Origin of the sequence: Mesorhizobium sp. CAU 1741, assembly GCF_039839275.1 — a bacterium.
Taxonomy (GTDB): Bacteria; Pseudomonadota; Alphaproteobacteria; order Rhizobiales; family Rhizobiaceae; genus Aerobium.
Window position 1 is genome coordinate 880,105 of the sequence record NZ_JBDOQP010000001.1, and the last position, 23,026, is coordinate 903,130.

Annotated in this window: 25 protein-coding genes; 16 read left to right on the forward strand and 9 right to left on the reverse strand. The window is 63.1% G+C overall.

Going from position 1 to position 23,026, the window contains the following annotated elements; genetic code table 11:
• Positions 1–103: 103 nt before the first annotated feature.
• The 5 genes from paaA to paaE are packed head-to-tail and all read left to right on the forward strand — an operon-like array spanning position 104 to position 3,742.
• The gene (paaA, locus tag AAFN84_RS04175) at positions 104–1,099 is read left to right on the forward strand and encodes a 1,2-phenylacetyl-CoA epoxidase subunit PaaA (RefSeq protein WP_347513244.1); all 996 of its coding nucleotides are present in this window, start codon (positions 104–106) and stop codon (positions 1,097–1,099) included.
• A 9-nt stretch (positions 1,100–1,108) separates the two neighbouring features.
• On the forward strand, positions 1,109–1,396 hold the full coding sequence (gene paaB, locus AAFN84_RS04180) for a 1,2-phenylacetyl-CoA epoxidase subunit PaaB (protein ID WP_347513245.1): 288 nt from the start codon (positions 1,109–1,111) through the stop codon (positions 1,394–1,396).
• Complete coding sequence (gene paaC / locus AAFN84_RS04185) at positions 1,396–2,157, forward strand: 1,2-phenylacetyl-CoA epoxidase subunit PaaC (protein WP_347513246.1); 762 nt, start codon at positions 1,396–1,398, stop codon at positions 2,155–2,157. The genes paaB and paaC overlap by 1 nt, the downstream gene beginning before the upstream one ends.
• Complete coding sequence (paaD, locus tag AAFN84_RS04190) at positions 2,151–2,654, forward strand: 1,2-phenylacetyl-CoA epoxidase subunit PaaD (RefSeq protein ID WP_347513247.1); 504 nt, start codon at positions 2,151–2,153, stop codon at positions 2,652–2,654. Before paaC ends, paaD begins: the two co-directional genes overlap by 7 nt.
• An 8-nt stretch (positions 2,655–2,662) precedes the next feature.
• Positions 2,663–3,742 carry a 1,2-phenylacetyl-CoA epoxidase subunit PaaE gene (paaE, locus tag AAFN84_RS04195; RefSeq protein WP_347513248.1) on the forward strand — a complete coding sequence of 360 codons (1,080 nt, stop codon included), beginning with the start codon at positions 2,663–2,665 and terminating at the stop codon, positions 3,740–3,742.
• Positions 3,743–3,745: 3 nt separating this feature from the next.
• Here paaE and AAFN84_RS04200 read toward each other — a convergent pair whose 3' ends face one another.
• From AAFN84_RS04200 to AAFN84_RS04210, 3 genes are all read right to left on the reverse strand, one after another.
• Positions 3,746–5,395 (reverse strand): thiamine pyrophosphate-binding protein, encoded by a 1,650-nt coding sequence (locus AAFN84_RS04200; protein WP_347513249.1) that lies wholly within the window; start codon positions 5,393–5,395, stop codon positions 3,746–3,748.
• Positions 5,392–6,567: a CaiB/BaiF CoA-transferase family protein gene (locus tag AAFN84_RS04205; RefSeq protein ID WP_347513250.1), complete on the reverse strand. Its 1,176-nt coding sequence runs from the start codon at positions 6,565–6,567 to the stop codon at positions 5,392–5,394. The genes AAFN84_RS04200 and AAFN84_RS04205 overlap by 4 nt, the downstream gene beginning before the upstream one ends.
• 77 nt (positions 6,568–6,644) lie before the next feature.
• Positions 6,645–7,604: an alpha/beta hydrolase gene (locus AAFN84_RS04210; RefSeq protein ID WP_347513251.1), complete on the reverse strand. Its 960-nt coding sequence runs from the start codon at positions 7,602–7,604 to the stop codon at positions 6,645–6,647.
• Between the two features lie 275 nt (positions 7,605–7,879).
• Between AAFN84_RS04210 and AAFN84_RS04215 the strand changes: the two genes are divergently transcribed.
• The 3 genes from AAFN84_RS04215 (at position 7,880) to AAFN84_RS04225 (ending at position 10,563) form a co-directional block, all read left to right on the forward strand.
• The gene (locus AAFN84_RS04215; RefSeq protein WP_347513788.1) at positions 7,880–8,878 is read left to right on the forward strand and encodes an ABC transporter substrate-binding protein; all 999 of its coding nucleotides are present in this window, start codon (positions 7,880–7,882) and stop codon (positions 8,876–8,878) included.
• 108 nt (positions 8,879–8,986) lie between these two features.
• Positions 8,987–9,778, forward strand: coding sequence for an ABC transporter ATP-binding protein (locus AAFN84_RS04220; RefSeq protein WP_347513252.1), 792 nt, complete (start codon positions 8,987–8,989; stop codon positions 9,776–9,778).
• Entirely contained in the window at positions 9,775–10,563 is a 789-nt protein-coding gene (locus AAFN84_RS04225; RefSeq protein WP_347513253.1) for an ABC transporter permease, read from the forward strand. The genes AAFN84_RS04220 and AAFN84_RS04225 overlap by 4 nt, the downstream gene beginning before the upstream one ends.
• 55 nt (positions 10,564–10,618) lie before the next feature.
• Here AAFN84_RS04225 and AAFN84_RS04230 read toward each other — a convergent pair whose 3' ends face one another.
• The gene (locus AAFN84_RS04230; RefSeq protein WP_347513254.1) at positions 10,619–11,026 is read right to left on the reverse strand and encodes a curlin; all 408 of its coding nucleotides are present in this window, start codon (positions 11,024–11,026) and stop codon (positions 10,619–10,621) included.
• A gap of 168 nt (positions 11,027–11,194) precedes the next feature.
• On the opposite strand from AAFN84_RS04230, the gene AAFN84_RS04235 reads away from it, so the two are divergent.
• Complete coding sequence (locus AAFN84_RS04235) at positions 11,195–11,854, forward strand: glutathione S-transferase family protein (protein WP_347513255.1); 660 nt, start codon at positions 11,195–11,197, stop codon at positions 11,852–11,854.
• 47 nt (positions 11,855–11,901) lie between these two features.
• On the opposite strand, the gene csgH is transcribed toward AAFN84_RS04235, so the two are convergent.
• Positions 11,902–12,279 (reverse strand): curli-like amyloid fiber formation chaperone CsgH, encoded by a 378-nt coding sequence (gene csgH, locus AAFN84_RS04240; protein ID WP_347513256.1) that lies wholly within the window; start codon positions 12,277–12,279, stop codon positions 11,902–11,904.
• A 64-nt stretch (positions 12,280–12,343) separates the two neighbouring features.
• Entirely contained in the window at positions 12,344–12,778 is a 435-nt protein-coding gene (locus tag AAFN84_RS04245; RefSeq protein WP_347513257.1) for a curlin, read from the reverse strand.
• 169 nt (positions 12,779–12,947) lie between these two features.
• Here AAFN84_RS04245 and AAFN84_RS04250 point away from each other — a divergent pair, with 169 nt between their 5' ends.
• From AAFN84_RS04250 to AAFN84_RS04270, 5 genes are all read left to right on the forward strand, one after another.
• Positions 12,948–14,624 carry a pentapeptide repeat-containing protein gene (locus tag AAFN84_RS04250; RefSeq protein WP_347513258.1) on the forward strand — a complete coding sequence of 559 codons (1,677 nt, stop codon included), beginning with the start codon at positions 12,948–12,950 and terminating at the stop codon, positions 14,622–14,624.
• A 137-nt stretch (positions 14,625–14,761) separates the two neighbouring features.
• Positions 14,762–16,411: an energy-dependent translational throttle protein EttA gene (gene ettA, locus AAFN84_RS04255; RefSeq protein ID WP_347513259.1), complete on the forward strand. Its 1,650-nt coding sequence runs from the start codon at positions 14,762–14,764 to the stop codon at positions 16,409–16,411.
• Positions 16,412–16,566: 155 nt separating this feature from the next.
• Complete coding sequence (locus tag AAFN84_RS04260) at positions 16,567–16,770, forward strand: hypothetical protein (protein ID WP_347513260.1); 204 nt, start codon at positions 16,567–16,569, stop codon at positions 16,768–16,770.
• A 112-nt stretch (positions 16,771–16,882) separates the two neighbouring features.
• Positions 16,883–18,004, forward strand: coding sequence for a beta-ketoacyl-ACP synthase III (locus AAFN84_RS04265; protein ID WP_347513261.1), 1,122 nt, complete (start codon positions 16,883–16,885; stop codon positions 18,002–18,004).
• Between the two features lie 95 nt (positions 18,005–18,099).
• Positions 18,100–18,714, forward strand: coding sequence for an MOSC domain-containing protein (locus AAFN84_RS04270; RefSeq protein ID WP_347513262.1), 615 nt, complete (start codon positions 18,100–18,102; stop codon positions 18,712–18,714).
• A 126-nt stretch (positions 18,715–18,840) separates the two neighbouring features.
• Here the strand turns inward: AAFN84_RS04270 and AAFN84_RS04275 are convergent, their stop codons facing one another.
• Positions 18,841–19,152, reverse strand: a complete 312-nt coding sequence (locus tag AAFN84_RS04275) for a DUF2293 domain-containing protein (RefSeq protein ID WP_347513263.1) — start codon at positions 19,150–19,152, stop codon at positions 18,841–18,843.
• Positions 19,149–19,655, reverse strand: coding sequence for a tRNA (N6-threonylcarbamoyladenosine(37)-N6)-methyltransferase TrmO (gene tsaA / locus AAFN84_RS04280; RefSeq protein WP_347513264.1), 507 nt, complete (start codon positions 19,653–19,655; stop codon positions 19,149–19,151). Before tsaA ends, AAFN84_RS04275 begins: the two co-directional genes overlap by 4 nt.
• A gap of 93 nt (positions 19,656–19,748) precedes the next feature.
• Here tsaA and AAFN84_RS04285 point away from each other — a divergent pair, with 93 nt between their 5' ends.
• Together AAFN84_RS04285 and metF are read left to right on the forward strand one after the other, a co-directional pair.
• Complete coding sequence (locus tag AAFN84_RS04285; RefSeq protein ID WP_347513265.1) at positions 19,749–20,768, forward strand: metalloregulator ArsR/SmtB family transcription factor; 1,020 nt, start codon at positions 19,749–19,751, stop codon at positions 20,766–20,768.
• Positions 20,768–21,679, forward strand: coding sequence for a methylenetetrahydrofolate reductase [NAD(P)H] (metF, locus tag AAFN84_RS04290; protein ID WP_347513266.1), 912 nt, complete (start codon positions 20,768–20,770; stop codon positions 21,677–21,679). The genes AAFN84_RS04285 and metF overlap by 1 nt, the downstream gene beginning before the upstream one ends.
• 342 nt (positions 21,680–22,021) lie before the next feature.
• Here the strand turns inward: metF and AAFN84_RS04295 are convergent, their stop codons facing one another.
• Complete coding sequence (locus AAFN84_RS04295; protein WP_347513267.1) at positions 22,022–22,921, reverse strand: DMT family transporter; 900 nt, start codon at positions 22,919–22,921, stop codon at positions 22,022–22,024.
• Positions 22,922–23,026 lie beyond the last annotated feature (105 nt).

Below are 23,026 nucleotides of genomic sequence, written 5' to 3' on the forward strand. Positions count from 1 at the left end.
CGTTCCTCCTCAATGTGTTACGAAAACTTGCGCGCTGAGCGAATTTTTGTTACATATAACCCAATGCTGGGATGTGCCATTATCCGAGCATGGAGGAGATGCGATGTACAGCCAGGGACTGATCGGCGCGAAGACAGAGAGCGCCGAAGACCAAGCCTTTCTCGACGCCTTCCAGAAGCGCATTGACGCGGAGGAGAAGATCGAGCCCAACGACCCGATGCCGGAGGGGTATCGGCGAACTCTGGTGCGCCAGATTGGTCAGCATGCGCATTCGGAGATCGTCGGCATGTTGCCCGAGGGCAACTGGATCACGCGCGCGCCGTCTCTTCGACGCAAGGCTGCCCTGCTTGCTAAGGTGCAAGACGAGGGCGGTCATGGCCTCTACCTCTATTCCGCCGCCGAGACGCTGGGCGTTTCGCGCGAGCAGATGACCGAGGAACTGCTTGCCGGCAAGGCGAAATACTCCTCCATCTTCAATTACCCGACGCTGACCTGGGCGGATATCGGTGCCATCGGCTGGCTGGTCGATGGCGCGGCCATCATGAACCAGATTCCGCTGTGCCGCTGCTCCTACGGTCCCTATGCGCGCGCCATGATCCGCGTCTGCAAGGAAGAGAGCTTTCACCAGCGCCAAGGCTACGAGATCATGCTGACGCTGTCTCGCGGCACCGCTGAGCAGAAGGAACTTGCGCAGGATGCGCTGAACCGGTGGTGGTGGCCCTCGCTGATGATGTTCGGGCCGCACGACACCGAGAGCCAGCACGGCGACCAGTCGATGCGTTGGAAGATCAAGCGCTTCACCAATGACGAGCTGCGCCAGCAATTCGTCGACGCGACCGTTCCGCAGGCAGAGGTGCTCGGGCTCTCGGTTCCCGATCCCGAGTTGAAGTGGAACGAGGAGCGCGGCTCCTACGATTTCGGACCGATCGACTGGGACGAATTCTGGCGCGTGGTCAAGGGCGGGGGGCCGATGAACAAGGAACGGCTCGAGGCACGTCGCAAGGCGTGGGACGAAGGCACATGGGTGCGTGAGGCGGCGCTGGCGCACGCCGAGAAACGCAAGGCGCGCCGCGAGGCGGCAAGATTGGCGGCGGAGTAGGAGGCAACCATGGCAAAGAACGAAATCCCGCTTTGGGAAGTCTTCATCCGCCCGCGCAACGGGCTTGCACACAAGCATTGCGGCTCAGTCCATGCTGCCGATGAGGTGATGGCTCTGCAGGCGGCGCGTGACGTCTACACGCGGCGCGGCGAGGGCGTCTCCATATGGGTCGTGCCGTCGGCGACGATCGTCGCATCGGATCCGGAGCACAAGGACGAGAATTTCGAACCCGCAATGTCAAAGGTGTATCGCCACCCGACGTTCTACGACATCCCCGACGAAGTGGGACACATGTGATGACGGTCCCGCCCGAGGTTCTCACGACCTTCCTGCTCAGGCTTGCAGACGATCATCTCATCCTCGGTCATCGCCTTTCGGAATGGTGTGGCCACGCGCCGATGCTTGAAGAAGACCTCGCCATGCCCAACATCGCGCTGGACCTGATCGGGCAGGCGCGGGCTCTCTACCAGTATGCCGGCGAGGTCGAGGGCAAGGGGCGCAGCGAGGACGATCTGGCCTATCTGCGGCGCGAGCGCGAATATCTGAACTGCCTCATGGTCGAACGCCCCAACGGCGATTTCGCCCATACGATGCTGCGCCAGCTCTACTTCGCCGCCTTCATGCATCCTTTCTGGGAGCGGGCGTCCGCGTCCGCTGACGCGACGCTGGCGGGCATCGCTGCAAAGGCGGTCAAGGAACTTGCCTATCATGTCCGCCATTGCGGCGAGTGGGTGATCCGGCTCGGCGACGGCACGGAGGAAAGCGCGCGTCGCATGGCCGATGCGGTAGAGGCACTGGCGCCCTACGTAGATGAACTTTTCGAGACAGACCCGGTCAGCGAGGCGATCGCGGAGGAGGGCATCGCGCCGCGGCTTGACGATTTGCGTCCGGCATTCACGGCAACGATCGAGCGCGTCTTCGCCGAGGCGTTCCTCGACATGCCGGAGGCTGCATGGCCGCAGTCAGGCGGCCGTCAGGGGCGCCATGGCGAAGCGATGGGGTTCCTGCTGGCCGAGTTGCAACACATGCAGCGGACCTATCCGGGAGCGACATGGTGAGCATCGCCGTTGAGAGCGCGGAGATGGCTAGGGCAGCATGGGCGGCCGCCGCATCCGTGCCCGACCCGGAAGTGCCCTGCGTGACGGTGGCCGATCTCGGCATCCTTCGCGCAGTCGAGATCGAGGATGGCGTCGCGGTTGCCCGGGTTACCCCGACCTATTCCGGTTGTCCTGCCGTACTGGCGATCGAACTCGCGGTCGAGGCCGCCTTGCGGGATGCCGGATTCGAAGCGCGGGTCGAGCGGGTGTTTTCGCCCGCCTGGACGACGGAGTGGATTACCGCTGAAGGCCGCTCCAAGCTCCGCGAATACGGGATCGCGCCGCCGGCACGCGCGTCCAATTCGATCCGTGCGCTGTTTGGCGAGACGCAGGTCGATTGCCCGCGATGTGGCTCGTCCGAAACCGAGCGCGTTTCCGAGTTCGGGTCCACGGCATGCAAGGCGCTCTATCGCTGTGCGACGTGCCGGGAACCGTTCGACTATTTCAAGTGCATCTAGGCAGGCCGATGGCATCGAGATTCCATGAGCTGAAAGTGTCGGCGATTGCCCGTGAGACGCCGGAGGCGGTTGCCGTCGCCTTCGACGTTCCCGATGAACTCAAGGAGGCATTTTCCTTCCGCCCTGGCCAGTATCTGACCCTGTCGGCCGAGATCGACGGAAGGGAAGCGCGGCGCTCCTATTCGATCTGCTCGGCGCCGGGCGAGGCGACGTTGCGGGTCGGCGTCAAGCGGGTCGCGGACGGACGCTTCTCCAGCTTCGTCAATGAGAAGCTGGCGGTCGGCGACGTCATCCGCGTGATGCCGCCGGAGGGGCGGTTCACCTCTCTCGTCGGAGAGAGGCATGACTACGTCCTCATCGCGGCGGGCTCCGGGATTACGCCCATGCTGTCGATCGCAAAGACCGTGCTCAATCACGAGCCCGACAGCACGGTCACTTTGATCTACGGCAATCGTTCGACCGACACGATCATGTTTCGCGAGGAACTGGAGGATCTGAAGGATCGGCACATGCGCCGCTTTTCGGTCATCCATCTGCTGTCGCGCGAAGCGCAGGACGTGGATCTTTTCAACGGTCGCATAGACGGGGCGCGCATCGCACAACTGGCGGAGCGCGGCTTGATCGACCTTGCTTCGGCAGACGGGATCTTTCTGTGCGGTCCAGGCGAGATGATCGATGATGTGTCGGCGCGCCTGAAATCGCTGGGCATCGATGACGACCGCGTGCGCTTCGAACGTTTCACCCCGTCAGGCGATGCACCAAAGCCACGTCCGCGCTCGGCTGCGGCCCGAGAAGCCGCCGAGGAGGGCGTGAGCATCGAAATCGTTCTCGACGGCGTGCGCCGCAGCTTTCCAATGGGCGACGCTGATGCCAACGTTCTCGACGCCGCACATCGCGCCGGGCTGGAAATTCCCTATTCCTGCGCCGGCGGCATGTGCTGCACCTGCCGCTGCCGCGTGGCCGAGGGCGACGCCGAGATGGCCGTCAACTACTCCCTCCAGCCGTGGGAGGTCGAAGCCGGCTTCACCCTGGCCTGCCAGACGCGGCCGACCTCAAAGCGGCTGGTGCTCGACTTCGACGCGGCGTGACGCCTACTTCCCCGACCTGATATCGCTCAGCGTCTTCGTTGGCGTAATTGCCTCGGGATCGAGCTTGATCTCGATAATCGATGGCTTGCCGCTCGCGCGGGCTCGCTCGAAGGCAGGCGCGAAGTCGGCCGTCCTCTCGACAGTCTCGCCGTGGCCACCGAAGGCACGGGCATAGGCGGCGAAGTCGGGGTTCTGCAACGACGTACCGGACACGCGACCGGGATATTCGCGTTCCTGGTGCATGCGGATGGTGCCGTAGATGCCGTTGTTGAGAATGACGACGATGACCGGCAGGTGGTATTGCACAGCCGTGGCGAACTCCTGCCCGTGCATCATGAAGTCGCCGTCGCCGGCCCAGACGATGACTTCGCGGTCGCGGAAGATGTGCTTGGCGGCGACGCCGGCGGGCATCCCGTAGCCCATGGAGCCGGAGGTCGGGGCGGCCTGGGTGTTGAAGCGGCGATGCCGGTGGTAGCGGTGCATCCACGTGGCGAAGTTGCCGGCGCCGTTGCAGATGATGACGTCTTCCGGCAGCACCTCTTCGAGATACGACATGATCGGCCCCATATGCACGTCACCCGGGCCCGTGGCCGGCGGCGTCGACCACTCCAGATAGCTCTGGTGGAGTTCCTCGGTGCGATTTGCCCAGACCGGAGACTTGGCCGGCGACGTCCCGGCAAAGGCTTCCGCGAACGCGGCCGGCGTGGCGTTGATGGCGACGGTGGGCCGGTAGACGCGCCCGAGTTCATGCGGGTCGGGATAGACGTGCACCAGCGTCTGGTCGGGATACGGGCTCTTCAACAGCGTGTAGCTCGAGGATGGCATCTCGCCGAACCGGCAGCCTACCAGCAGGACGAGGTCCGATTCCTTGATGTATTTGCCCAGCTTCGGATTGATGCCGATGCCGACATCGCCGGCGTAGCTCGAATGGAGCTGATCGCAGAGCGCCTGCCTGCGGAACGAGCAGCCTGCCGGCAGCGACCACCGCTCCAGCGAGGCGCACATCTGCTTGATGGATGCTTCGGTCCAGCGCGTGCCGCCAAGAATGACGAACGGCCTCTCGGCCTTATCGAGCAGCGCGGCAAGGGCATCCATCTCCGGCTGTCCGGGCCTGGTTTCAACCGGGGTATAGGGCAGGGCAGCCACGGCCTCGACCTCGTCGGTCAGCATGTCCTCAGGCAGGGAAATGACCACCGGGCCAGGACGGCCGGAGGTGGCGACAGCGAAGGCTCGGGTAAGAAGTTCCGGAATGCGGGTGGCGTCGTCTATCTCGACCACCCATTTGGCGATCGAGCCGTAGAACGCCTTGTAGTCGACTTCCTGGAACGCCTCGCGCTCCTTCATGTCGCGGGCGACCTGGCCGATGAACAGCAGCATCGGCACGGAATCCTGCCGCGCGATATGCACGCCGGCTGACGCATTGGTGGCGCCGGGGCCGCGCGTGACGAAGCAGATGCCCGGCTTTCCCGTCAGGCGGCCGTGACAGTCAGCCATCATCGCGGCACCGCCTTCCTGGCGGCAGATCACTGTTTCGATGCTGGAATCGTGCAGCGCGTCGAGCACTGCGAGATAGCTCTCGCCGGGAACGCAGAAGAGGCGGTCGACACCGTTTGCCTCCAGCGCGTCGACGATCAATTGTCCGCCGGTTCTCATTTCGCTTTCTCCTGCAGTTCCGCGAGGATTTCATCCGTATGCTGGCCGAGGCGCGGCGACGGGCGATCATATTTCAGGGGGGTGCCGTGCATCACCATGGGCGCACGCACGGACGGGAGCGTGTTGCCCATTCCGTCGTCCAGGTCCACCCGCATGCCACGCGCGATCACTTGCGGATCCTCGAACATCTCGGCGATGTTGTTGATCGGGCTGGCGGGAACGGAGGCGGCATCCAGCAGCGGCAGCAGCTTCTCGCGCTCCCATTGCGCAAGCGTCGCGACAAGCGTCTCGCGCAGTCGGACACGATTGGTGACCCGCGTCGGATTGGTCGCGAAGTCCGGATCGGTGGTCATGGCGTCGAGCCCGACCACCTTGCAGAAGCGCTGGAACTGGCCGTCATTGCCGACTGCGAGAATGAAGAAGCCGTCCTTCACCGGAAGCACCTCGTAGGGTGCGATGTTCATGTGGGCATTGCCCATCTGTACGGGCGCATTGCCGGAGACGAGATAGTTCAGGTTCTGGTTGCCGAGGATCGAAACCTGCGTATCGAGCAGCGCCATGTCGATATACTGGCCTTCGCCGGTCTGCTCCACATGGCGCAACGCCGCCTGGATCGCGATGACCGAATAGAGCCCGGTAAAGACATCGGAGACCGCAACACCCACCTTCTGCGGTTCGCCGCCCGGCTCGCCGGTGATCGACATCAGCCCGCCGATACCCTGGATAATGAAGTCGTAGCCTGCGCGCGGCGCGTACGGGCCATCCTGGCCGAAACCGGTGATGGAGCAATAGATGAGACGCGGATTGATCGCCTTCAGGCTCTCATAGTCGAGACCGTATTTCTTGAGGCCGCCGAACTTGAAATTTTCCAGCAATATGTCTGCGGTGGCGACGAGCTGGCGAATTGTCTCCGCCCCTTCCGGGGTGGAGAAGTCGATCGCGACCGAACGTTTGCCGCGATTTGTGGAGTGGTAATAGGCCGCGGAAAGATTCTCGCCGTCTTGGCTCATGACGAAGGGAGGTCCCCACTTGCGCGTGTCGTCGCCGCCGTCGGGATTCTCGACCTTGATGACGTCCGCACCGAGATCGGCCAGCACCTGGCCGGCCCAGGGGCCCGCCAGGATGCGGGCGAGCTCGATCACGCGTATGCCCTTGAGCGGCGGTTCGGCCATGGGGGTCAGCCTCCTCTTGCTGTTGAGGCTGCCTAGCAGATCGCACACCCGGGGTTAACCGAAAACTCCGAATAGCTTCATGAGGATTCCGCATCATTCCGAGTCCTGACGACGACCTGCCGTTCTGCCCAGTCGGCGAAATCTGCCATGATGAGATCGCGATTCAACTCGTTGAGGGATTCGTGGCGGTTCTGCGGATAAATCGTTGAAACGAGATTCGAAAAGCCCGTCCGGCGCATCCGGGTCGCGAGCCCTTCGACGACCTTTCCTCGCCCGGTGGAAGGGTCCATCCCGCCACCAACGAGGTGGAACGGCATGTCGCGAGGAACGGCATCGAAATTTCTCTCGTCCGCGGCCTGGAAGATGAGGTCGAAGATCGCCTTCCACATTCCTACCGACGCATCCCACCCGCACAGCGGATCCGCGACATATCTGTCGACTTCATCGTGATCACGCGAAAGCCAGTCGAATGCGGTCCTGCCGTCCGACACCTGATTGCCCCAGGTGGCGAATGTCAGCTTCGGCATCATGCGTGAGGGTACGTCGGATCCAAGGCGGAATCGTTCCCAGGCAAGCACTGCCTGAGCGGCCCGGCCTGCAAGTCCTGCGCTCAACGTGGCATTCCATATGGCAGCGCCGGCCACGCTTCGCGGATGCCTGGACACGAAGTTCAGTGCAATGAGCGCGCCCATCGAATGTCCGAAGACGATCACCGGTGTGCCCGGGTGTTCACTTGCAATCAAATCGTGGACGGCGAGCACATCGTCCATAACTTTGTCTAATGCGGGTTCTTTCCCGAACGAGCCCAACGGCGCATCGGGTGCGCTTGTATGGCCGTGGCCGCGATGATCGTGCACATAGACCGCAAAGCCTCGGGACGTGAGAAATGATGCAAAGCGCGCATATCGTGCGGCGTGCTCGGCCAAGCCGTGATTGATCTGAACGATTGCGCGGGGCGCTTCGGCGGGCAGGGCAACCAGAAGATTGAGCGTTGCGCCGGTCGGAGAATGCAGGCGTTGCTGGCGCTCGAAGGTCATGTTCACCCATTCGGTTTTTTGCGAAAGACTTTCAACCGGCAGCACGAGGCGCGAGTTGCCCGTTCGATAGACTTGTTATCTCCGAATTATCCCTCGGTTTGCCAGCGTTTTCATCACGCATGCGCGTGGAATGGGCAATCCATTTCCATGCCGAATAGGTGTGCATGGGACTTGCCAAGTACCATGGCGCGCTGTTTCATGGACGCTCACAACAAAAGACTAAATCCAGAGGGTCGTCGATGTTCACACGTAGAACGTTTTCACTGGCCGCCACGATGCTGGCGGGCGGCATTCTTGTCGGTGCGGCCGCCACGCCTGCTGCTGCGCAGACGGACATAGCCTTCACGCTCGATTGGCGTTTCGAGGGGCCTTCGGCAGGCTTCTTCCTGGCCCAGGACAATGGCTACTTCGAAGAAGAGGGGCTTAACGTCACCATCGACACCGGCGCCGGCTCGGTCGAGGCCATTCCGCGTGTCGCCACGGGCACGTATCAGATGGGCTTCGGCGACATCAATTCGCTGATCAAGTTCCTCGACCAGGACCCCGGCCAGGCCGTCAAGGCGGTCATGATGGTCTATGACGTGCCGACATTCTCGGTCGTCGGCCGCAAGTCGTTGGGCATCACCGAAGATCCCAAGTCGCTTGAAGGCAAGACACTCGGTGCACCGCCGCCGGACGGCGCGTTCGCCCAGTGGCCGGCGTTCGTCGACATTGCCGGCATCGACACCTCCGACATTACCATCGAGAGCATCGGCTTCCCGGTGCGCGAGCCGATGCTGGCGCAAGGCGAGGTCGACGCCGTCTTCGGCTTTGCCTTCTCCGTCGTGCTCAACCTCAAGGCCCAAGGCGTGCCGGAAGAGGATATCGTGCCGATACTGATGGCCGAAAACGGTCTTGATCTCTATGGCAACGCCATCCTCGTGAACACGGAGTTCGCCGAGGCCAATCCCGATGCGGTCAAGGGCTTCCTGCGCGCGCTCGCCAAGGGCTTTGCAGATGCCGTTGCAGATCCTGCCGCGGGAGCCGCCGCGGTCCTCACGCGCAACGACATCCTCGATCTCGATGTCGAGATCGAGCGGCTCACCATGGCAAACGAGATGAACATCAACACGCCTTACGTCCAGGAGAATGGCTTTGGCGGCATCGACATGGAGCGGCTCGGCCGCGCCTTCGAGCAGCTCACCGTTTCGATGGACCTGAGCGGGCAGGTAAAGCCCGAAGATGTCGTCGACCTGCAGTACCTGCCGCCGGTCGAAGAGCGCCAGTTCAAGTAGGGGACGGGACTGCCGCCTCCTGGTCTCCTCGTCGGGAGCCGGAGGCGGCATCCTTCGCTGCGCTGTCCACCGGGAGGCGCGGGAAAAGGCGCAGGAGAGGGCATCTGGATGGCCGACCATCTGGTCACGATCGACAACGTCGACATGCGTTATGGCGGGGCAGGCGGCGTGCTTGCCGTCTCCGGCTTGACGTTGAATGTCGAGAAGGGCGAATTCGCAGCGGTGGTGGGCCCTTCCGGCTGCGGCAAGTCGACCCTGATGCGGCTTGTCACGGGGCTTCATATTCCCCAGACGGGTGTGGTGAAAGTGGCCGGCGCCCAGGTGACGAAACCGATCTCCATCGTCGGCATGGCGTTCCAGAACCCGACGATGCTGCCGTGGCGGACGACGCTCGACAACATCCTTCTGCCACTGGAAATCGTCGAGAGGCACCGCAAGCGACTGCGCCGGCACAAGGCGGAGTATGTCGAGCAGGCAGAGCGGCTGCTCGAGACCGTCGGCCTGAAGGGGTTCGGCGACAAGTTTCCGTGGCAATTGTCGGGCGGCATGCAGCAACGCGCCAATCTGTGCCGGGCACTGATTCACGAGCCGGAGCTCTTGATGCTCGACGAGCCGTTTGGCGCGCTCGACGCCTTCACGCGCGAGGAATTGTGGCAAGTCATCCGCGATCTGCACGCAGCCCAGCAGGTGACCATCGTGCTCGTAACCCATGATCTGCGCGAGGCGGCCTTCCTCGCGGACAGGGTGTTCGTCATGAGCGCGCGCCCTGGCAAGGTGCTTCACGAGCACCGCATCGCCTTTCCTCGTCCGCGCGATCTCGAACTGATGTACCAGCCGGCCTTCACGGAAAAGGTCCACGAGTTGCGCGGCGAGATCGCGGATGCGAGGCAGGCGGCATGAGCGCGCAGGAAAAGAAGCCCGGGCTCAACTGGATCAAGCTGGCGCCGTGGATCTACACGCTCGGTCTGTTCCTGATCTGGGAAGTGGGTGTCAGGCTGTTCGACATCCGTCCGACGATCCTGCCGGCACCCTCGGCGATCGCCGGTGCGCTCTACCAGTACTGGCCCGCCATCCAGCGCCATTCGATCCAGACGCTGTTCACGACGACGCTGGGTTTCGGGTTGGCCGTGGTCGGCGGCTTGGCGCTGGGGCTTCTGGTGGGCTGGTCACGCGTAATCTATGCGGGGCTCTACCCGCTGATGGTTGGCTTCAACGCGATCCCCAAGGTCGCGGTCGTGCCGATCCTGGTCATCTGGTTTGGCATCGGCACGATCCCTGCCGTGCTCACCGCTTTTTTGATTGCGTTCTTTCCGATTGTCGTCAACGTCGCCACGGGCCTTGCGACTATCGAGCCGGAGACCGAGGACGTTCTGCGTGCGCTTGGAGCGAAGAAGATCGACATCATGCTCAAGGTCGGCATTCCCCGGTCGATGCCGTATTTCTTCGGCTCATTGAAGATCGCGATCACGCTGGCTTTCGTCGGTTCGGTGATTTCGGAAACGATCGCGGCCAATTCCGGCCTCGGCTACATGATGTCCGCGGCGCAAAGCCAGTTCAACGTGCCGCTGGTTTTTGCCGGCCTCATCATGCTGGCGATCGAAGGTATCGTAATGTACGCCCTCATGGCCTGGGTGGAAAAGCGCATGACCGGATGGGCGCATCGCAGCCAGCTCGCCAACGGGTAGAACTTGCAGCGCCGAAGGCCCGTAGCGTTCCGGGCCCTTTCATCGAGGCGATGGGCTACCAGCCGAACTGGAATGTCGCGCCCGTGCGGCCATTGCCGTTCTGCGCGACATGGCCGCTGGTGTTCCGGCCGAACTGGAAGAGGCCGTAGGCGTTGCCGTTGCCGCGTTGCGATACCGTGCCCTGGTGGCCATTGCCGTCCTGATGAACGACGCCGAAATTGCCCCGGCCGTCCTGAGCGACGCCTGCGGAATTGCCATGACCGTTCTGCCTGACGGCGGCGCCGCTCTTGACTGAGTTGACGATCGAATAGATCGCGAGACCCGCACGCATCGCACGCTCCTGGTCGGCGTTGGTCGGCTGCAGATTGATGCTCAGCGAGCCGCCGGCCTGCGCCGGTGCCGCAAGTGCGGATGTTGCGAGGATGATGGCGGTAAGCGCGGCGGCGAGGGGCTTGCGGGTCATCTCTGGTCTCCTTGGATCGTTGGTTGAATTCAATGCAAGGAGACTATGCCTGGGGCGCTGAACCGGATCGGAACCGGCCGTTCATCCGGCATTAAGATGAGGACCACCGATTGCGCATTGCAATCAGAATGAATAGCTGGAAAGCTGAGGGCGGTTTCGGAGCACGCAATGCTGCACATCTACGGTCATCCGTTCGCGTCCTTCTATTGGAAGGTGCTGATTGCGCTCTATGAGCGTGAGGTGCCCTTCGAGTTCCTGATGGTCGATCCCGAGCACCCTGAAAACAGCGACGCAATCAAGCTGCTGTCGCCGACCGGGCAGTTCCCGGTCCTCGTCGATGGAGATCGCACGGTCATCGAGTCCGCAGCGATCATCGAGTATCTCGACCTTCATCATGGCGATGCGCCGCCAATGGTGCCCGCCGATCCGCGCTTCGCGATCCAGGCGCGCCAGATGGACAGCATCTTCGATGACTATGTCCAGGGACCTATGCAGCGCATGGTCTTCAACGTGCTGCGCGATGAAGACAGGCGAGACCCCCACGTCGCCGACGAGGCGACGGCAGCACTGGACAAGGCATATGTGTGGCTTGAGCGTTGGTTCAAGGGAAGGGGGTGGGCTGCGAACGACACTTTCGGCATTGCAGACTGCTCCGCAGCCCCGGCGCTGTTCTATGCTCACTGGGCCTACCCGATTGCGCCCAATTACGAGGCGTTGCACGCGTATCGCGCGCGGTTGCTTGAGCGGCCGTCGATCGCCCGAGTCGTCGACGAGGCGAGGCCATGGCGTGCGTATTTTCCGCTCAAGGGCGATCGCTCGCCCGACTGAAACACGGCGAGCGCGCTGCCCAAAGACGAGGCGCGCTCGCGATCGCTTCATATCTGGTGGCGTATGACGTCTTCGCAGGCATAGGTTCGGCCACCCGCTTTCACTTCGAGCCTGACGTTGTAGGGACCGCCATTGCCGCCGAGCATGACGGAGCCGAGTGTCTCGGTCTGCCCGGAGCGGGTCTCGAATTCGCCGCCCTGGTTGATGTTTGCTCCCGGGCCGGTGACGACGAGCCGGTAGGTGCCCGCCATTGGCTCGCGCGATGACGCCCTCGCCTCGATGCCGCTCATGCCCGCTGACGCCGTCTCGACGATCTCGCAGTGCAGTGCTGCGCCGCTGTCATTGCCGGCGGATGCGAACCCCGTGCCCGCGACGGCGGCGAGGCCGAGCGCGGCAAATGCCAGATGCTTGCTGGATACGGTCATGACTGAACTCCTTTGACGGGCAGGGAGGATCGTTTTCCTCCCTGCCGGGTGGCCTGTTTGCGTGTCAGCGGCATGTCTGGACGAAGGCAGAGACATTGCCGCTGCCCGTCTGCCTGACATCGGCCGCGCATCCGTCGCCCACCTGGACGCCGGCGGTGATGTTGCCGCGCCCATCCTGAATGACGATGGCGTTGTGGTTGGAGCCGAACTGGGCGACCCCTGCCTCGTTGAAGCGCCCGCGCTGGTTGGCCTGCGCGGTGTTCCGCCGGCCGTTCTGGCCAATCGCGATGGTGTTGCCGCGGCCACGCTGGTTACCAATGGCACTGTTGCGCCACCCATCCTGATCGACGCCGATATTGTTGTTGTGGCCCGTCTGTCGTCCGCCGGCTTCGTTGCGGTGGCCGTGTTGCTGCAGCCAGATGCCGTTGGCCATGGCTGGAACGGAGGTGAGGCCCATGACGGCGGCGAGGGCTGCGGTGATGATGATCTTGGTGTTCATTGTCGTGCTCCTGATCGCTTGGCGTTCCTCTCGAGAACGATGCGACTATGGCCAGTGCCGTTCGAACGATGGCTGAACCACGTATTCAGCGAGCGTTCACCGAGGATGCCACTTGACCGCGACCCCGCGAGTGCAGACATTTCTGACGTTGGGGAACGGAGGGCGCAGCGTGCAGGATGTCGAAGAGGCAAAGCCGGATCCGGCGCAACCGCGCCCGATGTTCCGGGCATCTGACTTCGTGTCGCCGACGATGGCATTCGTCATTTTTGCACTGGGGCTGCTGGCCGGGTTCCCGATCGCGATTTTCGGCTTTGATCTCCTCCTCGACAATGCAGCCCCGCTGTTCTCCATCCTGCTTGGGCTGTTTGCCTTCGTCGTTCTGATTACCGTGCTGATCCTCGCTTTCCGTCGTCCGATCTGGGAGCGGATGTTCCGCTACGGACAGGTCGAGATGGACCGGTTCGCACAACCGCTGGCAGAAGTGGCGCGCTTTGCCGCCCAGCAGAAGGCGCCCGAGGCGACGGATGCGGCCCGCAATCTCGCCGAGATGGTGCTTGCCCGCTATTCGTGGGTGGTGACACGTCGCTGGCTAGTCGCAACGCTGACCGGCTTCATCGCGGCGATCGCCGCGCTTGCCGGCTCGGCTCTGCTGTTTCACCAGAACCGGTTGCTGGCGGTGCAGAACGAGCGGATCACCGAGCAGACCGAATTGCTGGTGACGCAAATCGAATTGGGTGAAGCGCAGCGCAGCACATCGATCGTGCCGGAGCTCCTGTCGATCGGCGATGCGCTCGGCCAGGAGACGTCCGCACTGCGTCGCGCCGCGAATGCCGACAACCAGGGCAATGACGGTGAGGAAGCGCAGATCGTGCTCGCCGACTACGACCTTTCCAATGCGTTGCGGGCACGCATCGTTGCCGCCAGCATTGCCGCGCGGCCTTACCGCTATCTCGTCTCGTCGCTCACGCGGGCGAGCGAAGAGGAGATCACCCGCCAGGCGCTGCAGCGCCGCACCGACCTGACGAATATCGTCGAGTCATTGGGCGAGCAGCAGAGACGATCCGATGAAGTGCTTGGGGCGACACCGGAAGATGGTCGCCTGACCGACCGCGTCGTGAGCCCGGAGCGGGGTCAGTTGCTGGTCATGCTCTATAATTCCGGCGTGATCGAGACGGAGTACCTAACCTTTAACGGCGCCGACTTCTCATTTGCGGAAGTCCGCTTGCGCACGCTCGCTCAAATGAGCTTCCAGCACGCGCTGATGCGCCATGCCGACTTTTCCGGCATCGTGCTCAACTCCGTCGATTTCGGCGCTGGGTATGTCGAGGGCGCGCGATTCCGCCGGTCCGAACTGATTTCCGTCCGGTTCGCGGGCATCGCATCCGATGCAATAAAACCGCCGATGAAATCCGATCCCGGCGTCGAGGTCTGGAACACCCATCTCGCGGGCGCGGATTTCACCGGGGCAAGACTGTTTGCAACGACGTTCGCCGACAGCCAGGCGCTGGCGGTGGCATTCGACGGCGCGCTGATTGCCAATACGAACTTCCGTAACGCATCGATCGCCGCTTCAACGTTTCGGCACGCGATGATCTGGGACTGCGACTTTTCCGGCGCCTACCTGCAGAGTGTCGATTTCGATGGTGCGATCGTCTTCAAGGACAGCTTCCTCGACGATCTGGCCGCCGTGGCGCAGCCCGGCACATTCGTGCCCGAGCGCTTCGAGCTTGAGCCGCTGGGGGCGGGCGAGCTGGCCAGCCATCCCCACAGCGCTTATTTCTGGCGGGTGGAGGGGCTCGAGCAGAGCAGGGCGTGGCGCGTGCGCCGCGTCGGCGAATTCGAGTAGGCCCACGCGCTTCGCCCACGCCGCCTTGCGTGCCGACGCCCCTTGGCCTACATACGCGCCGATCCAGCATGCCGCCACCGGTCGAGCCGGGCAGCGCGGCATCCCCACCAGATTTCGTCCAAGAGGGTTTCGGCTTCATGGCACGCCAGTTCATCTATCACATGTCGGGTCTCACCAAGGCTTACGGCGCCAAGAAGGTTCTCGAAAACCTTCATCTGTCATTCTATCCCGACGCGAAGATCGGCATTCTCGGCCCGAACGGCGCCGGTAAGTCCACAGTGCTCAAGATCATGGCGGGCATCGACAAGGAGTGGAGCGGCGAAGCCTGGCTCGCGGACGGCGCGACCGTTGGTTACCTCGCGCAGGAGCCGCAGCTTGATCCCGCTCTCGACGTGTTCGGCAATGTCATGGAAGGCGTGGCGAAGAAGACCGCTATCATCGAGCGCTACAACGAACTGATGATGAATTATTCGGACGAGACGGCCGACGAATCCGCCCATCTCCAGGACGAGATGGATCGTCTCAATCTGTGGGACCTCGAGCAGCAGGTCGAGATGGCGATGGAAGCGCTTGCGTGCCCGCCCAAGGACGCGGATGTCACCACGCTATCGGGCGGCGAACGCCGGCGCGTCGCGCTCTGCAAGCTGCTTCTGTCCGAGCCTGACCTGCTGCTGCTCGACGAGCCAACCAACCATCTCGATGCCGAGACAACGGCGTGGCTGGAAAAGCACCTACGCGCCTACAAGGGCTCGGTCATCCTGATTACCCACGATCGCTACTTCCTCGACAACGTCACCGGCTGGATTCTCGAGCTCGACCGTGGCCGCGGCATTCCATACGAAGGCAACTACACCGCCTATCTAGAGGCTAAGGCCAAGCGCATGAAGCAGGAAGGCCGCGAGGACGATGCCCGCCAGCGCGCCATCAGCCGCGAGCGCGAGTGGATCTCATCCAGCCCGAAGGCGCGCCAGACCAAGTCGAAGGCGCGTATACAGGCGTTCCAGGACCTGCTGGACGCCGCCGACAGCCGCCGGCCAAGCGATACCCAGATCGTCATTCCCTATGGCGAACGCCTCGGCAATGTCGTCATAGAGGTCGAGGGCATTTCGAAGGGGTTCGGCGACCGGCTGCTGATAGACGATCTCAGCTTCAAGCTGCCCCCCGGCGGCATCGTCGGCGTGATCGGGCCGAACGGCGCCGGCAAGTCGACGCTGTTCAAGATGATCACGGGCCAGGAGGCCGCCGACACGGGATCGGTGCGGGTCGGCGAAACCGTCAAGCTCGGCTATGTCGACCAGAGCCGCGATGCGCTCGATCCGGACAAGACCGTGTGGGAAGAGATTTCCGGCGGCGCCGAGGTGGTCAAGCTGGGCAAGCACGAGGCCAATACGCGCGCCTACTGCTCGTCCTTCAACTTCCGTGGTGGAGACCAGCAGCAGAAGGTCGGCAACCTGTCGGGTGGCCAGCGCAACCGCGTGCATCTGGCCAAGATGCTGAAGACCGGCGGCAACGTCCTGCTCCTCGACGAACCGACCAACGATCTCGACACCGAAACGCTGGCCGCGCTGGAAGACGCGCTGGAAAGCTACGCCGGCTGCGCTGTCATCATCTCGCACGATCGCATGTTCCTCGATCGGCTTGCGACCCACATCCTCGCCTTCGAAGGCGACAGCCATGTCGAATGGTTCGAAGGCAACTTCGAGGATTACGAGCAGGACAAGATCCGTCGTCTGGGACCGGAGGCGGTCAATCCGCACCGGATGACATACAAGCGTCTGACGCGGTAGTATGGAGCCTCTCAACGGGGCTCCCTTCCATGTTCAAGACGATATTCCTGACCTGCGCTCTGGCGGTTTCGATTGCCGCCGGAGTGTCTTCCGTCCAAGCAAAACCGGCGCGCTGCTTCACGACGGATGACGGGTACTTCCCGTGTGATTTCAGAGTGCTTGACCAAGACGGAAGTTTCGAGGTCTCGGCGCGCGGCCTTCCGACCTACACGCTCCTGATTGACACGCCGGGCTTTGCGGCCGCCTTCCTCAACTTCGGCGATCGCAACATCGCGCTGCCGGGCATGTACGTCCGCCGCAGCGACGACGCGGCGTGCTGGTCGAATCCGGAAACCGACACCCGCATCTGCGCATGGTGAGACCGTTCTTCGCCGGTTAAGCTGACGTAAAGGCCGGCGGCCTAAACATCATGGACGCGACCTCGGGACGGCCGCGCCGCAGCCTGGCGGCTGCATGTTCGGGACGGGAAGTATGAAGCGCGTCATCATAAGTGGCAGCGGGGTCAGCATACCCGAGGCCGTCATCACCAATGAAGATCTGGTCGACAGCTTCAATGCCTGGGTCGATCGGGAAAACGGCGACCGTGCCGCGCGCGGCCTGGAGCCGCTGCAAAAGTCGAGCGCCGACTTCATCCACCATGCGTCTGGGATAAGACGGCGCCACGTGCATACGCGAGAGGGCATCCTCGATATCGACCGCATGACGCCGCGCATCGCCGCGCGCGACGACGACGCGTTGTCGGTGCTTGCCGAATTCGGTGCCGCTGCGGCGCGCGCCGCGCTGGCCGACGCATCGATGCCGGCCGACGAGGTCGACCTCGTGATTTGTGCGTCGTCGCACCTGCAGCGCCTCTATCCGTCGATCGGCATCGAAATCCAGCAGGAGATCGGCGCGCGCGGAGCTGCCTTCGACCTCAGCCTGGGTTGCTCGTCGGCCGCCGCCGGCGTGCATGTCGCCTTCAACCTGGTGCGCTCCGGCGCGCATCGCAGGGCGCTGGTGGTCACCCCGGAACTGATCACCGCGCATCTGAATTTCCGCGACCGCCAGACCCATTTCATCTTTGGCGACGCGGCGACGGCTCTTCTCATCGAAGCCGTCGAAGAGGATGACCGTCCAGCCGGTCGCTTCGAGGTGCTCGACACGCGCAACTGGACGCAGTTCTCCAACAATATTCGATCGAACTTCAGCTACCTGAATCGGGCGGCCCAAGAGGATGTGAGTGTCATCGCCACCGAGGGGAACCTGATCAAGCAGCAGGGCAACAGGGTCTTCAAGGACGTGACCGTCGCCAGCCACCGGTTCATTGTCGACTTCCTCGCAGAGCACGGGCGGACGCCCGACACCGTGCGCCGCTTCTGGCTGCACCAGGCCAATGCGCGCATGAACCAGATGATCCTCAAGCTCGCCTTCGGCCGTGAGATCGGCCACGACACCGCACCCATGGTGCTGGAGGAACTGGGCAACACGGCTGCCGCCGGCGCCGTGGTTGCACTCCACCAAAACCACAAGGACATGGCGCCGGGGGAATACGGACTGCTGTGCACCTACGGAGCGGGATATTCGATCGGCGGCGCGCTGTTGCGCATGATATAGCATCGCTTTGGCGAATGGAATGATCAGCGCTTTTGGCTGGACGCCGGTCGCTGCCGAAGGCATTTTTGCACCTGCGATATGAGGTGCGATGCGAAATGTCCGATCTGTTTGAACAGCGTCATGACGAGCCGGAAATCCTGCCCGCCCGGAAGCTGCTGGCCCACGCAACCGGCGTCTTCGTCGCGTCGGGGCGAGACTTCATCACGACGGCCGTGGACGCGCTGGAACTGACTTTCGAGGGCGTCGCCGGTGATTTTCACGCCGGTTATACGCGGCACTCTGGCGGTCGTGAGCCCTGGTATGCGCGTGGCACCGAGATGCGCAACGAACGCCAGCTTTCGATCGTGGCCGCCGACGAACTGGCCGTCGTTGCTGCGCGGATGGGCATAAAGACAATCGAGCCGGAATGGATCGGGGCAAATCTGGTCATCCAAGGCGTGCCGAGGCTTTCGATGCTGCCGGCGGGGACGATGATGTTCTTCAAGGGCGGCGTGACCCTCAAGGTCGATGCGCAGAACGGCCCGTGCCGAATCGCCGGGCGCGCGGTGGCCGAACGCGCCGGCATGGCAGACGTCGAAGCAGGCTCGTTGTCATTCCCGAAAGCCGCCAAGCGCCTGCGCGGCGTGGTCGCCTGGGTCGAGAAGCCGGGCAGGGTGGAGACAGGCGAAGAGGTCTCCGTGCGGATACCGGAGCAATGGGTGTATCGCTAGGGGCAGTCGGCAATGGGCAGCCGGCACTGGGGAAAACGTGCCGGGACTTGATGGCGGTTCAAGTTGAGCAATTCTCCCCACTCCCCACTCCCCACTCCCCACTCCCCACTCCCCACTGCCTTCGACCTACTCCCCGTCTTCCACGTCGAGCAACCGCGTCGCCCGCCATCTCGTCAGCGTTTCGTTTATCTCGTCGACGACGAAGAAGCGGGCCGCGTCGCGGTCGTAGCCGTCCTCCAGCAACGCATCATAGCTGGAATGCTCGTGGCGGACATAGGTGATGGTTGCAATCCAGACCGCAATCGACGGCGGAAGCTCCCGCCTGTCGCGCTCGCTCGCCATCTCCCTGATTTTCTCGATGTCGGCATAGGGCGCCATCGGCAGAAGTGCCGTGAGAGCCTTGCCAATCGCGCGCTGGCGGTTGGTAGAAGGTCTCATCGAGGCGCTATCACCGCTTCCGCCACGGCGTCGGTGGAAGCGTAGTACGGCTTGATGTCGATGAGCGGGGTTTTGTCGAGCACGTCGATCGCCTCGATATGCAGCACGCCTTCTGCTTGGTCCAACCTCAAGAGCCTGACGACGTGAAGACCGATCGGGTTCGGCCTCGCCGGCGATCGAAGCGCAAAAGTGCCGCTGGCCGTTTCGGCGTGGCGCGGCTTCTGGATGATGAGATTGCGCTGCGACTGGTCGAGCCAGGTCAGGAGCACGATGTGGCTCGCCCGCTCCAGTCCCGCCAAGCCCTGGCGCCATTCTGCGCCGATCTCGACCGTCGCCGGCTGTCCGGTCTCTCGCGCTGCCTTCATGTTCTTCGGGCAAGCGGCGCGCTCGGTCCATGGCGAGCGGATACGGCCAATGAAGACCAGCCGTGCATCGTCGGCTGTCTCTGAGGGGTCGACATCCAGTTCGATCTCGCCCTCGCGCTTGGTGTGATTGATTGACATGGCTGCGTCGTCTCCAGGCTTGATCGCGTCATCCGGCTTGTCAGTGCGCCGAGAATGATATAAATATATGTTTATGTCTTTCTGGAGTTTGGAATGTTGACGCGATCCTCCATCGGCTTGGGCAGCATGGTAGATACCCTGAAGGCGGCTGGCGAATCCAGCCGCTTCCGAATTCTGCTGCTGCTGGCGCGCGGTGACCTGACCGTGACGGACCTGACGGAGATTCTCGGCCAGTCGCAGCCGCGCGTTTCTCGTCATCTCAAGCTCCTCATGGAGGCGCAGCTCATTGAGCGCTACCAGGAAGGGTCCTGGGCGTACTTCCAGCTCGCGGATGGCGAAACCGTGCGCGATTTCCTCTCCGGTATCGTCGGCAGGATCGACGCGCATGACCCTGTCGTCGAGCGCGATCTCGAGCGGCTCGGCGCCGTGAAGCGAAAGCGGCAGGAGAGGGCCTCGCACTATTTCAGCGCCAATGCCGCCAGTTGGGACGAAATCCGCTCGCTGCATGTGCCTGATGGTGCCGTCGAGACTGCAATGAAGCAGCTTGTCGGCGAGCGGCCGTTCCAGGCCATGCTCGACCTCGGAACCGGCACCGGGCGCCTGCTCGAACTGTTTGCGCCGCTTTACCGGCGTGGCGTCGGCATCGACCTGTCGCGCGAAATGCTTTCGGTTGCGCGGGCCAATCTCGACAAGGCTGCAGTGGCGCACGCGCAGGTCAGACAGGGCGACCTCTATGCGCCGCCGGTGGAACGCGACGCCTTCGATCTGGTGACGATGCACCAGGTCCTGCATTATCTAGAGGAACCGGGCCTGGCCATCGTCGAAGCCGCCCGCCTGCTGCGTCCAGCCGGTCGGCTGGTGATCGTCGACTTCGCGCCGCACGCGCTGGAATTCCTGCGTGAAGAGCATGCCCATGTGCGCCTCGGCTTTTCCGACCGGCAGATGGCCGAATGGCTCGATGAGGCCGGTCTCGAACTGGAGGCCGACCGTTCCTTTGCCCCAACCAGCGAAGCGCCGGGCCTGACCGTCAAGCTTTGGCTGGCGCGCGACCGGCGGCTGCTCGTCGCCGATTCCTCCCAATCCTTTTCCGCAGATACCGGAGAAACCGTCTGATGGCCGACCCACGCCTGTCCCGCCGCACCGACATCGGTGACCGTGTAAAAGTGTCGTTCGAATTCTTCCCGCCGAAATCGGACGAGATGGAGGGCAGGCTGTGGGAGACCATCACGCGTCTGGAACCGCTCTCGCCGAGCTACGTCTCGGTGACCTATGGGGCAGGAGGGTCCACCCGCGAGCGCACGGCCCGCACGGTCGGGCGCATCCTCGATGAGAGCATGCTGAAGCCGGCTGCCCACATGACGTGCGTGGACGCAACACGCGACGACGTCGACGCGGTGGTGCGTGAGTTCGCCGCGATGGGCGTGACACGGTTCGTTGCACTGCGCGGCGATCCGGCCGCCGGGGCAGGGGCGGCATACCGCCCGCATCCGCAAGGCTATTCCAACGGCGCCGAGCTCGTCGGGGCCATTCGCCGGCTCGGCGATTTCGAGGTCTCTGTATCGGCCTATCCCGAGAAGCACCCGGAAAGTGCCGACTTTGCCACCGATATCGACATGCTCAAGCGCAAGGTCGACAACGGCGCGACGCGGGCGATCACGCAGTTCTTTTTCGACAACGATCTCTACGAGCGCTACGTGGAGCGTGTGCGGCGCGCCGGCATCTACATTCCGATCGTGCCCGGCGTGCTGCCGATCCACAATTTCGCGCAGGTTGCGAGTTTTTCGGCGCGATGCGGCACGCATGTTCCAGCCTGGCTCGCGGAGCGCCTTGCCGGGCTGGATAAAGATCCCCACACCCACGCGCTCGTCGCGGCAGCGATCGCGGCGGAACAGGTTCTGGACTTGGTGGAGCGCGGAATTGGCGAGTTCCATTTCTACACGATGAACCGCGCCGACCTGGCGTTCGCGATTTGTCATCTCATCGGCATACGCCCGGTCATGCCCGCAAGGGCCGCTGCAGCCTGACGCCGTGGCCTGAACATGAAACGGCCGGAGAAAACTCCGACCGTTTCGTTGTTCGGTTGTCGTTTCAGCTAAGAGACGGCTTCGTTCTCAGGCCAGAATTCCCATCACGAGAGCGCCGACAAAGGCAAACGCAGCACAAATCATCAACGTATTGATTGGCTTCGCAAGTCCCATGGCTATGCCTCCTCTGCAGACCACGAATATGGAGTCTAGGCGCTCCTGACGCTCTGGCAAGCGCAATTTGTGCTGCGGTGCGGCATGAGCACGGGGCGACGTCGTCGCAACCGCCCCCAGTTTCTTGATTTCGTTGGCAAAACGAATCCCGCGAAACTGTGGGAAAAATCAGTTCGCGAGACCCCTGCGGAGGCGCCGAAACAGCCTGCCGTCGATGACCAGAAGACCGCCGCCGATCAGAAACATTCCAAGAAATTCAAACGTTTCAAGATGCTCCCCGAGGAATAGCACCCCCAGCAGGATTGCGCTGACCGGCACGAGCAGGGTTACCAGCGAGGTGTTTGTCGCCCCGGCCGAGCGGATCAGGTTGAAGTAGAGGATGTAGCCCAGGGACGTCGCGAGCACCGCGAGGCCGAGTACGGCGGCCCACACGGATGCGCTGGCGCTGAACAGGTCCTGCGTTCCGTGCCACAGCAGCACGACAGGCATCATGACGATGGTGGAGGCGGTCAACTGCCCGGTTGCGATCACCTGTGGCGGCAATGCGCGGAAGCGGCGGGCGAAGATCGCCGCACAGGCGTAGGAGAGCGCGGTGCCGAGCAGCGCGAACTTGGCCCAGGCCGGCGCTCCCAGGTCGGCCAGGACCCCGGGTCCGATCATCACGGCGGTGCCCGCTATGCCGAGCATGACGCCGGCCACCTTCTGCGCTGACAGCTTGTCGTCATCGGTCGTCATGTTGGCCAGTATCATCGTCCAGAACGGCGTGGTCGCATTGAGGATCGAGGCGGCGCCAGCGCCGAGTTCCGTCTGGCCGGCGAACATCAACGTGAACGGTATGACGTTGTTGAAAATGGCCAGCACGAAGAAACTGCCTGCCATCGGCAATGCGAGGCGAAACGACGGACCGGCGACCGCGAGGTAGAGGTGCAGGACCGCGGCGGCGATGCCGACGCGAAACAATACGAGCGTAAGCGGCGGTATTTCCGCGACCGCGATGCGCGCAAAGAAGAACGAGCCTCCCCACAGCAGGCTGAGCGCGGCCAGCATCGTCCAGTCGCGGATGGTCATCGGCTGTGCGCTTCGTGTCGGGGTCATAGGCTCTACGTTTGTTGGAATTCAGAAGGCTATTTGGTGCGGCAGCCGGTCACCACCCGTTTCACGCGCTGGTCCATG

Coding starts and splice junctions, on each gene's coding strand:
- paaA (WP_347513244.1), top strand. CDS start 104: ATGTACAGCCAGGGACTGATCGGCGCGAAGACAGAGAGCGCCGAAGAC.
- paaB (WP_347513245.1), top strand. CDS start 1,109: ATGGCAAAGAACGAAATCCCGCTTTGGGAAGTCTTCATCCGCCCGCGC.
- paaC (WP_347513246.1), top strand. CDS start 1,396: ATGACGGTCCCGCCCGAGGTTCTCACGACCTTCCTGCTCAGGCTTGCA.
- paaD (WP_347513247.1), top strand. CDS start 2,151: ATGGTGAGCATCGCCGTTGAGAGCGCGGAGATGGCTAGGGCAGCATGG.
- paaE (WP_347513248.1), top strand. CDS start 2,663: ATGGCATCGAGATTCCATGAGCTGAAAGTGTCGGCGATTGCCCGTGAG.
- AAFN84_RS04200 (WP_347513249.1), bottom strand. CDS start 5,395: ATGAGAACCGGCGGACAATTGATCGTCGACGCGCTGGAGGCAAACGGT.
- AAFN84_RS04205 (WP_347513250.1), bottom strand. CDS start 6,567: ATGGCCGAACCGCCGCTCAAGGGCATACGCGTGATCGAGCTCGCCCGC.
- AAFN84_RS04210 (WP_347513251.1), bottom strand. CDS start 7,604: ATGACCTTCGAGCGCCAGCAACGCCTGCATTCTCCGACCGGCGCAACG.
- AAFN84_RS04215 (WP_347513788.1), top strand. CDS start 7,880: ATGCTGGCGGGCGGCATTCTTGTCGGTGCGGCCGCCACGCCTGCTGCT.
- AAFN84_RS04220 (WP_347513252.1), top strand. CDS start 8,987: ATGGCCGACCATCTGGTCACGATCGACAACGTCGACATGCGTTATGGC.
- AAFN84_RS04225 (WP_347513253.1), top strand. CDS start 9,775: ATGAGCGCGCAGGAAAAGAAGCCCGGGCTCAACTGGATCAAGCTGGCG.
- AAFN84_RS04230 (WP_347513254.1), bottom strand. CDS start 11,026: ATGACCCGCAAGCCCCTCGCCGCCGCGCTTACCGCCATCATCCTCGCA.
- AAFN84_RS04235 (WP_347513255.1), top strand. CDS start 11,195: ATGCTGCACATCTACGGTCATCCGTTCGCGTCCTTCTATTGGAAGGTG.
- csgH (WP_347513256.1), bottom strand. CDS start 12,279: ATGACCGTATCCAGCAAGCATCTGGCATTTGCCGCGCTCGGCCTCGCC.
- AAFN84_RS04245 (WP_347513257.1), bottom strand. CDS start 12,778: ATGAACACCAAGATCATCATCACCGCAGCCCTCGCCGCCGTCATGGGC.
- ettA (WP_347513259.1), top strand. CDS start 14,762: ATGGCACGCCAGTTCATCTATCACATGTCGGGTCTCACCAAGGCTTAC.
- AAFN84_RS04265 (WP_347513261.1), top strand. CDS start 16,883: ATGAAGCGCGTCATCATAAGTGGCAGCGGGGTCAGCATACCCGAGGCC.
- AAFN84_RS04270 (WP_347513262.1), top strand. CDS start 18,100: ATGTCCGATCTGTTTGAACAGCGTCATGACGAGCCGGAAATCCTGCCC.
- AAFN84_RS04275 (WP_347513263.1), bottom strand. CDS start 19,152: ATGAGACCTTCTACCAACCGCCAGCGCGCGATTGGCAAGGCTCTCACG.
- tsaA (WP_347513264.1), bottom strand. CDS start 19,655: ATGTCAATCAATCACACCAAGCGCGAGGGCGAGATCGAACTGGATGTC.
- AAFN84_RS04285 (WP_347513265.1), top strand. CDS start 19,749: ATGTTGACGCGATCCTCCATCGGCTTGGGCAGCATGGTAGATACCCTG.
- metF (WP_347513266.1), top strand. CDS start 20,768: ATGGCCGACCCACGCCTGTCCCGCCGCACCGACATCGGTGACCGTGTA.
- AAFN84_RS04295 (WP_347513267.1), bottom strand. CDS start 22,921: ATGACCATCCGCGACTGGACGATGCTGGCCGCGCTCAGCCTGCTGTGG.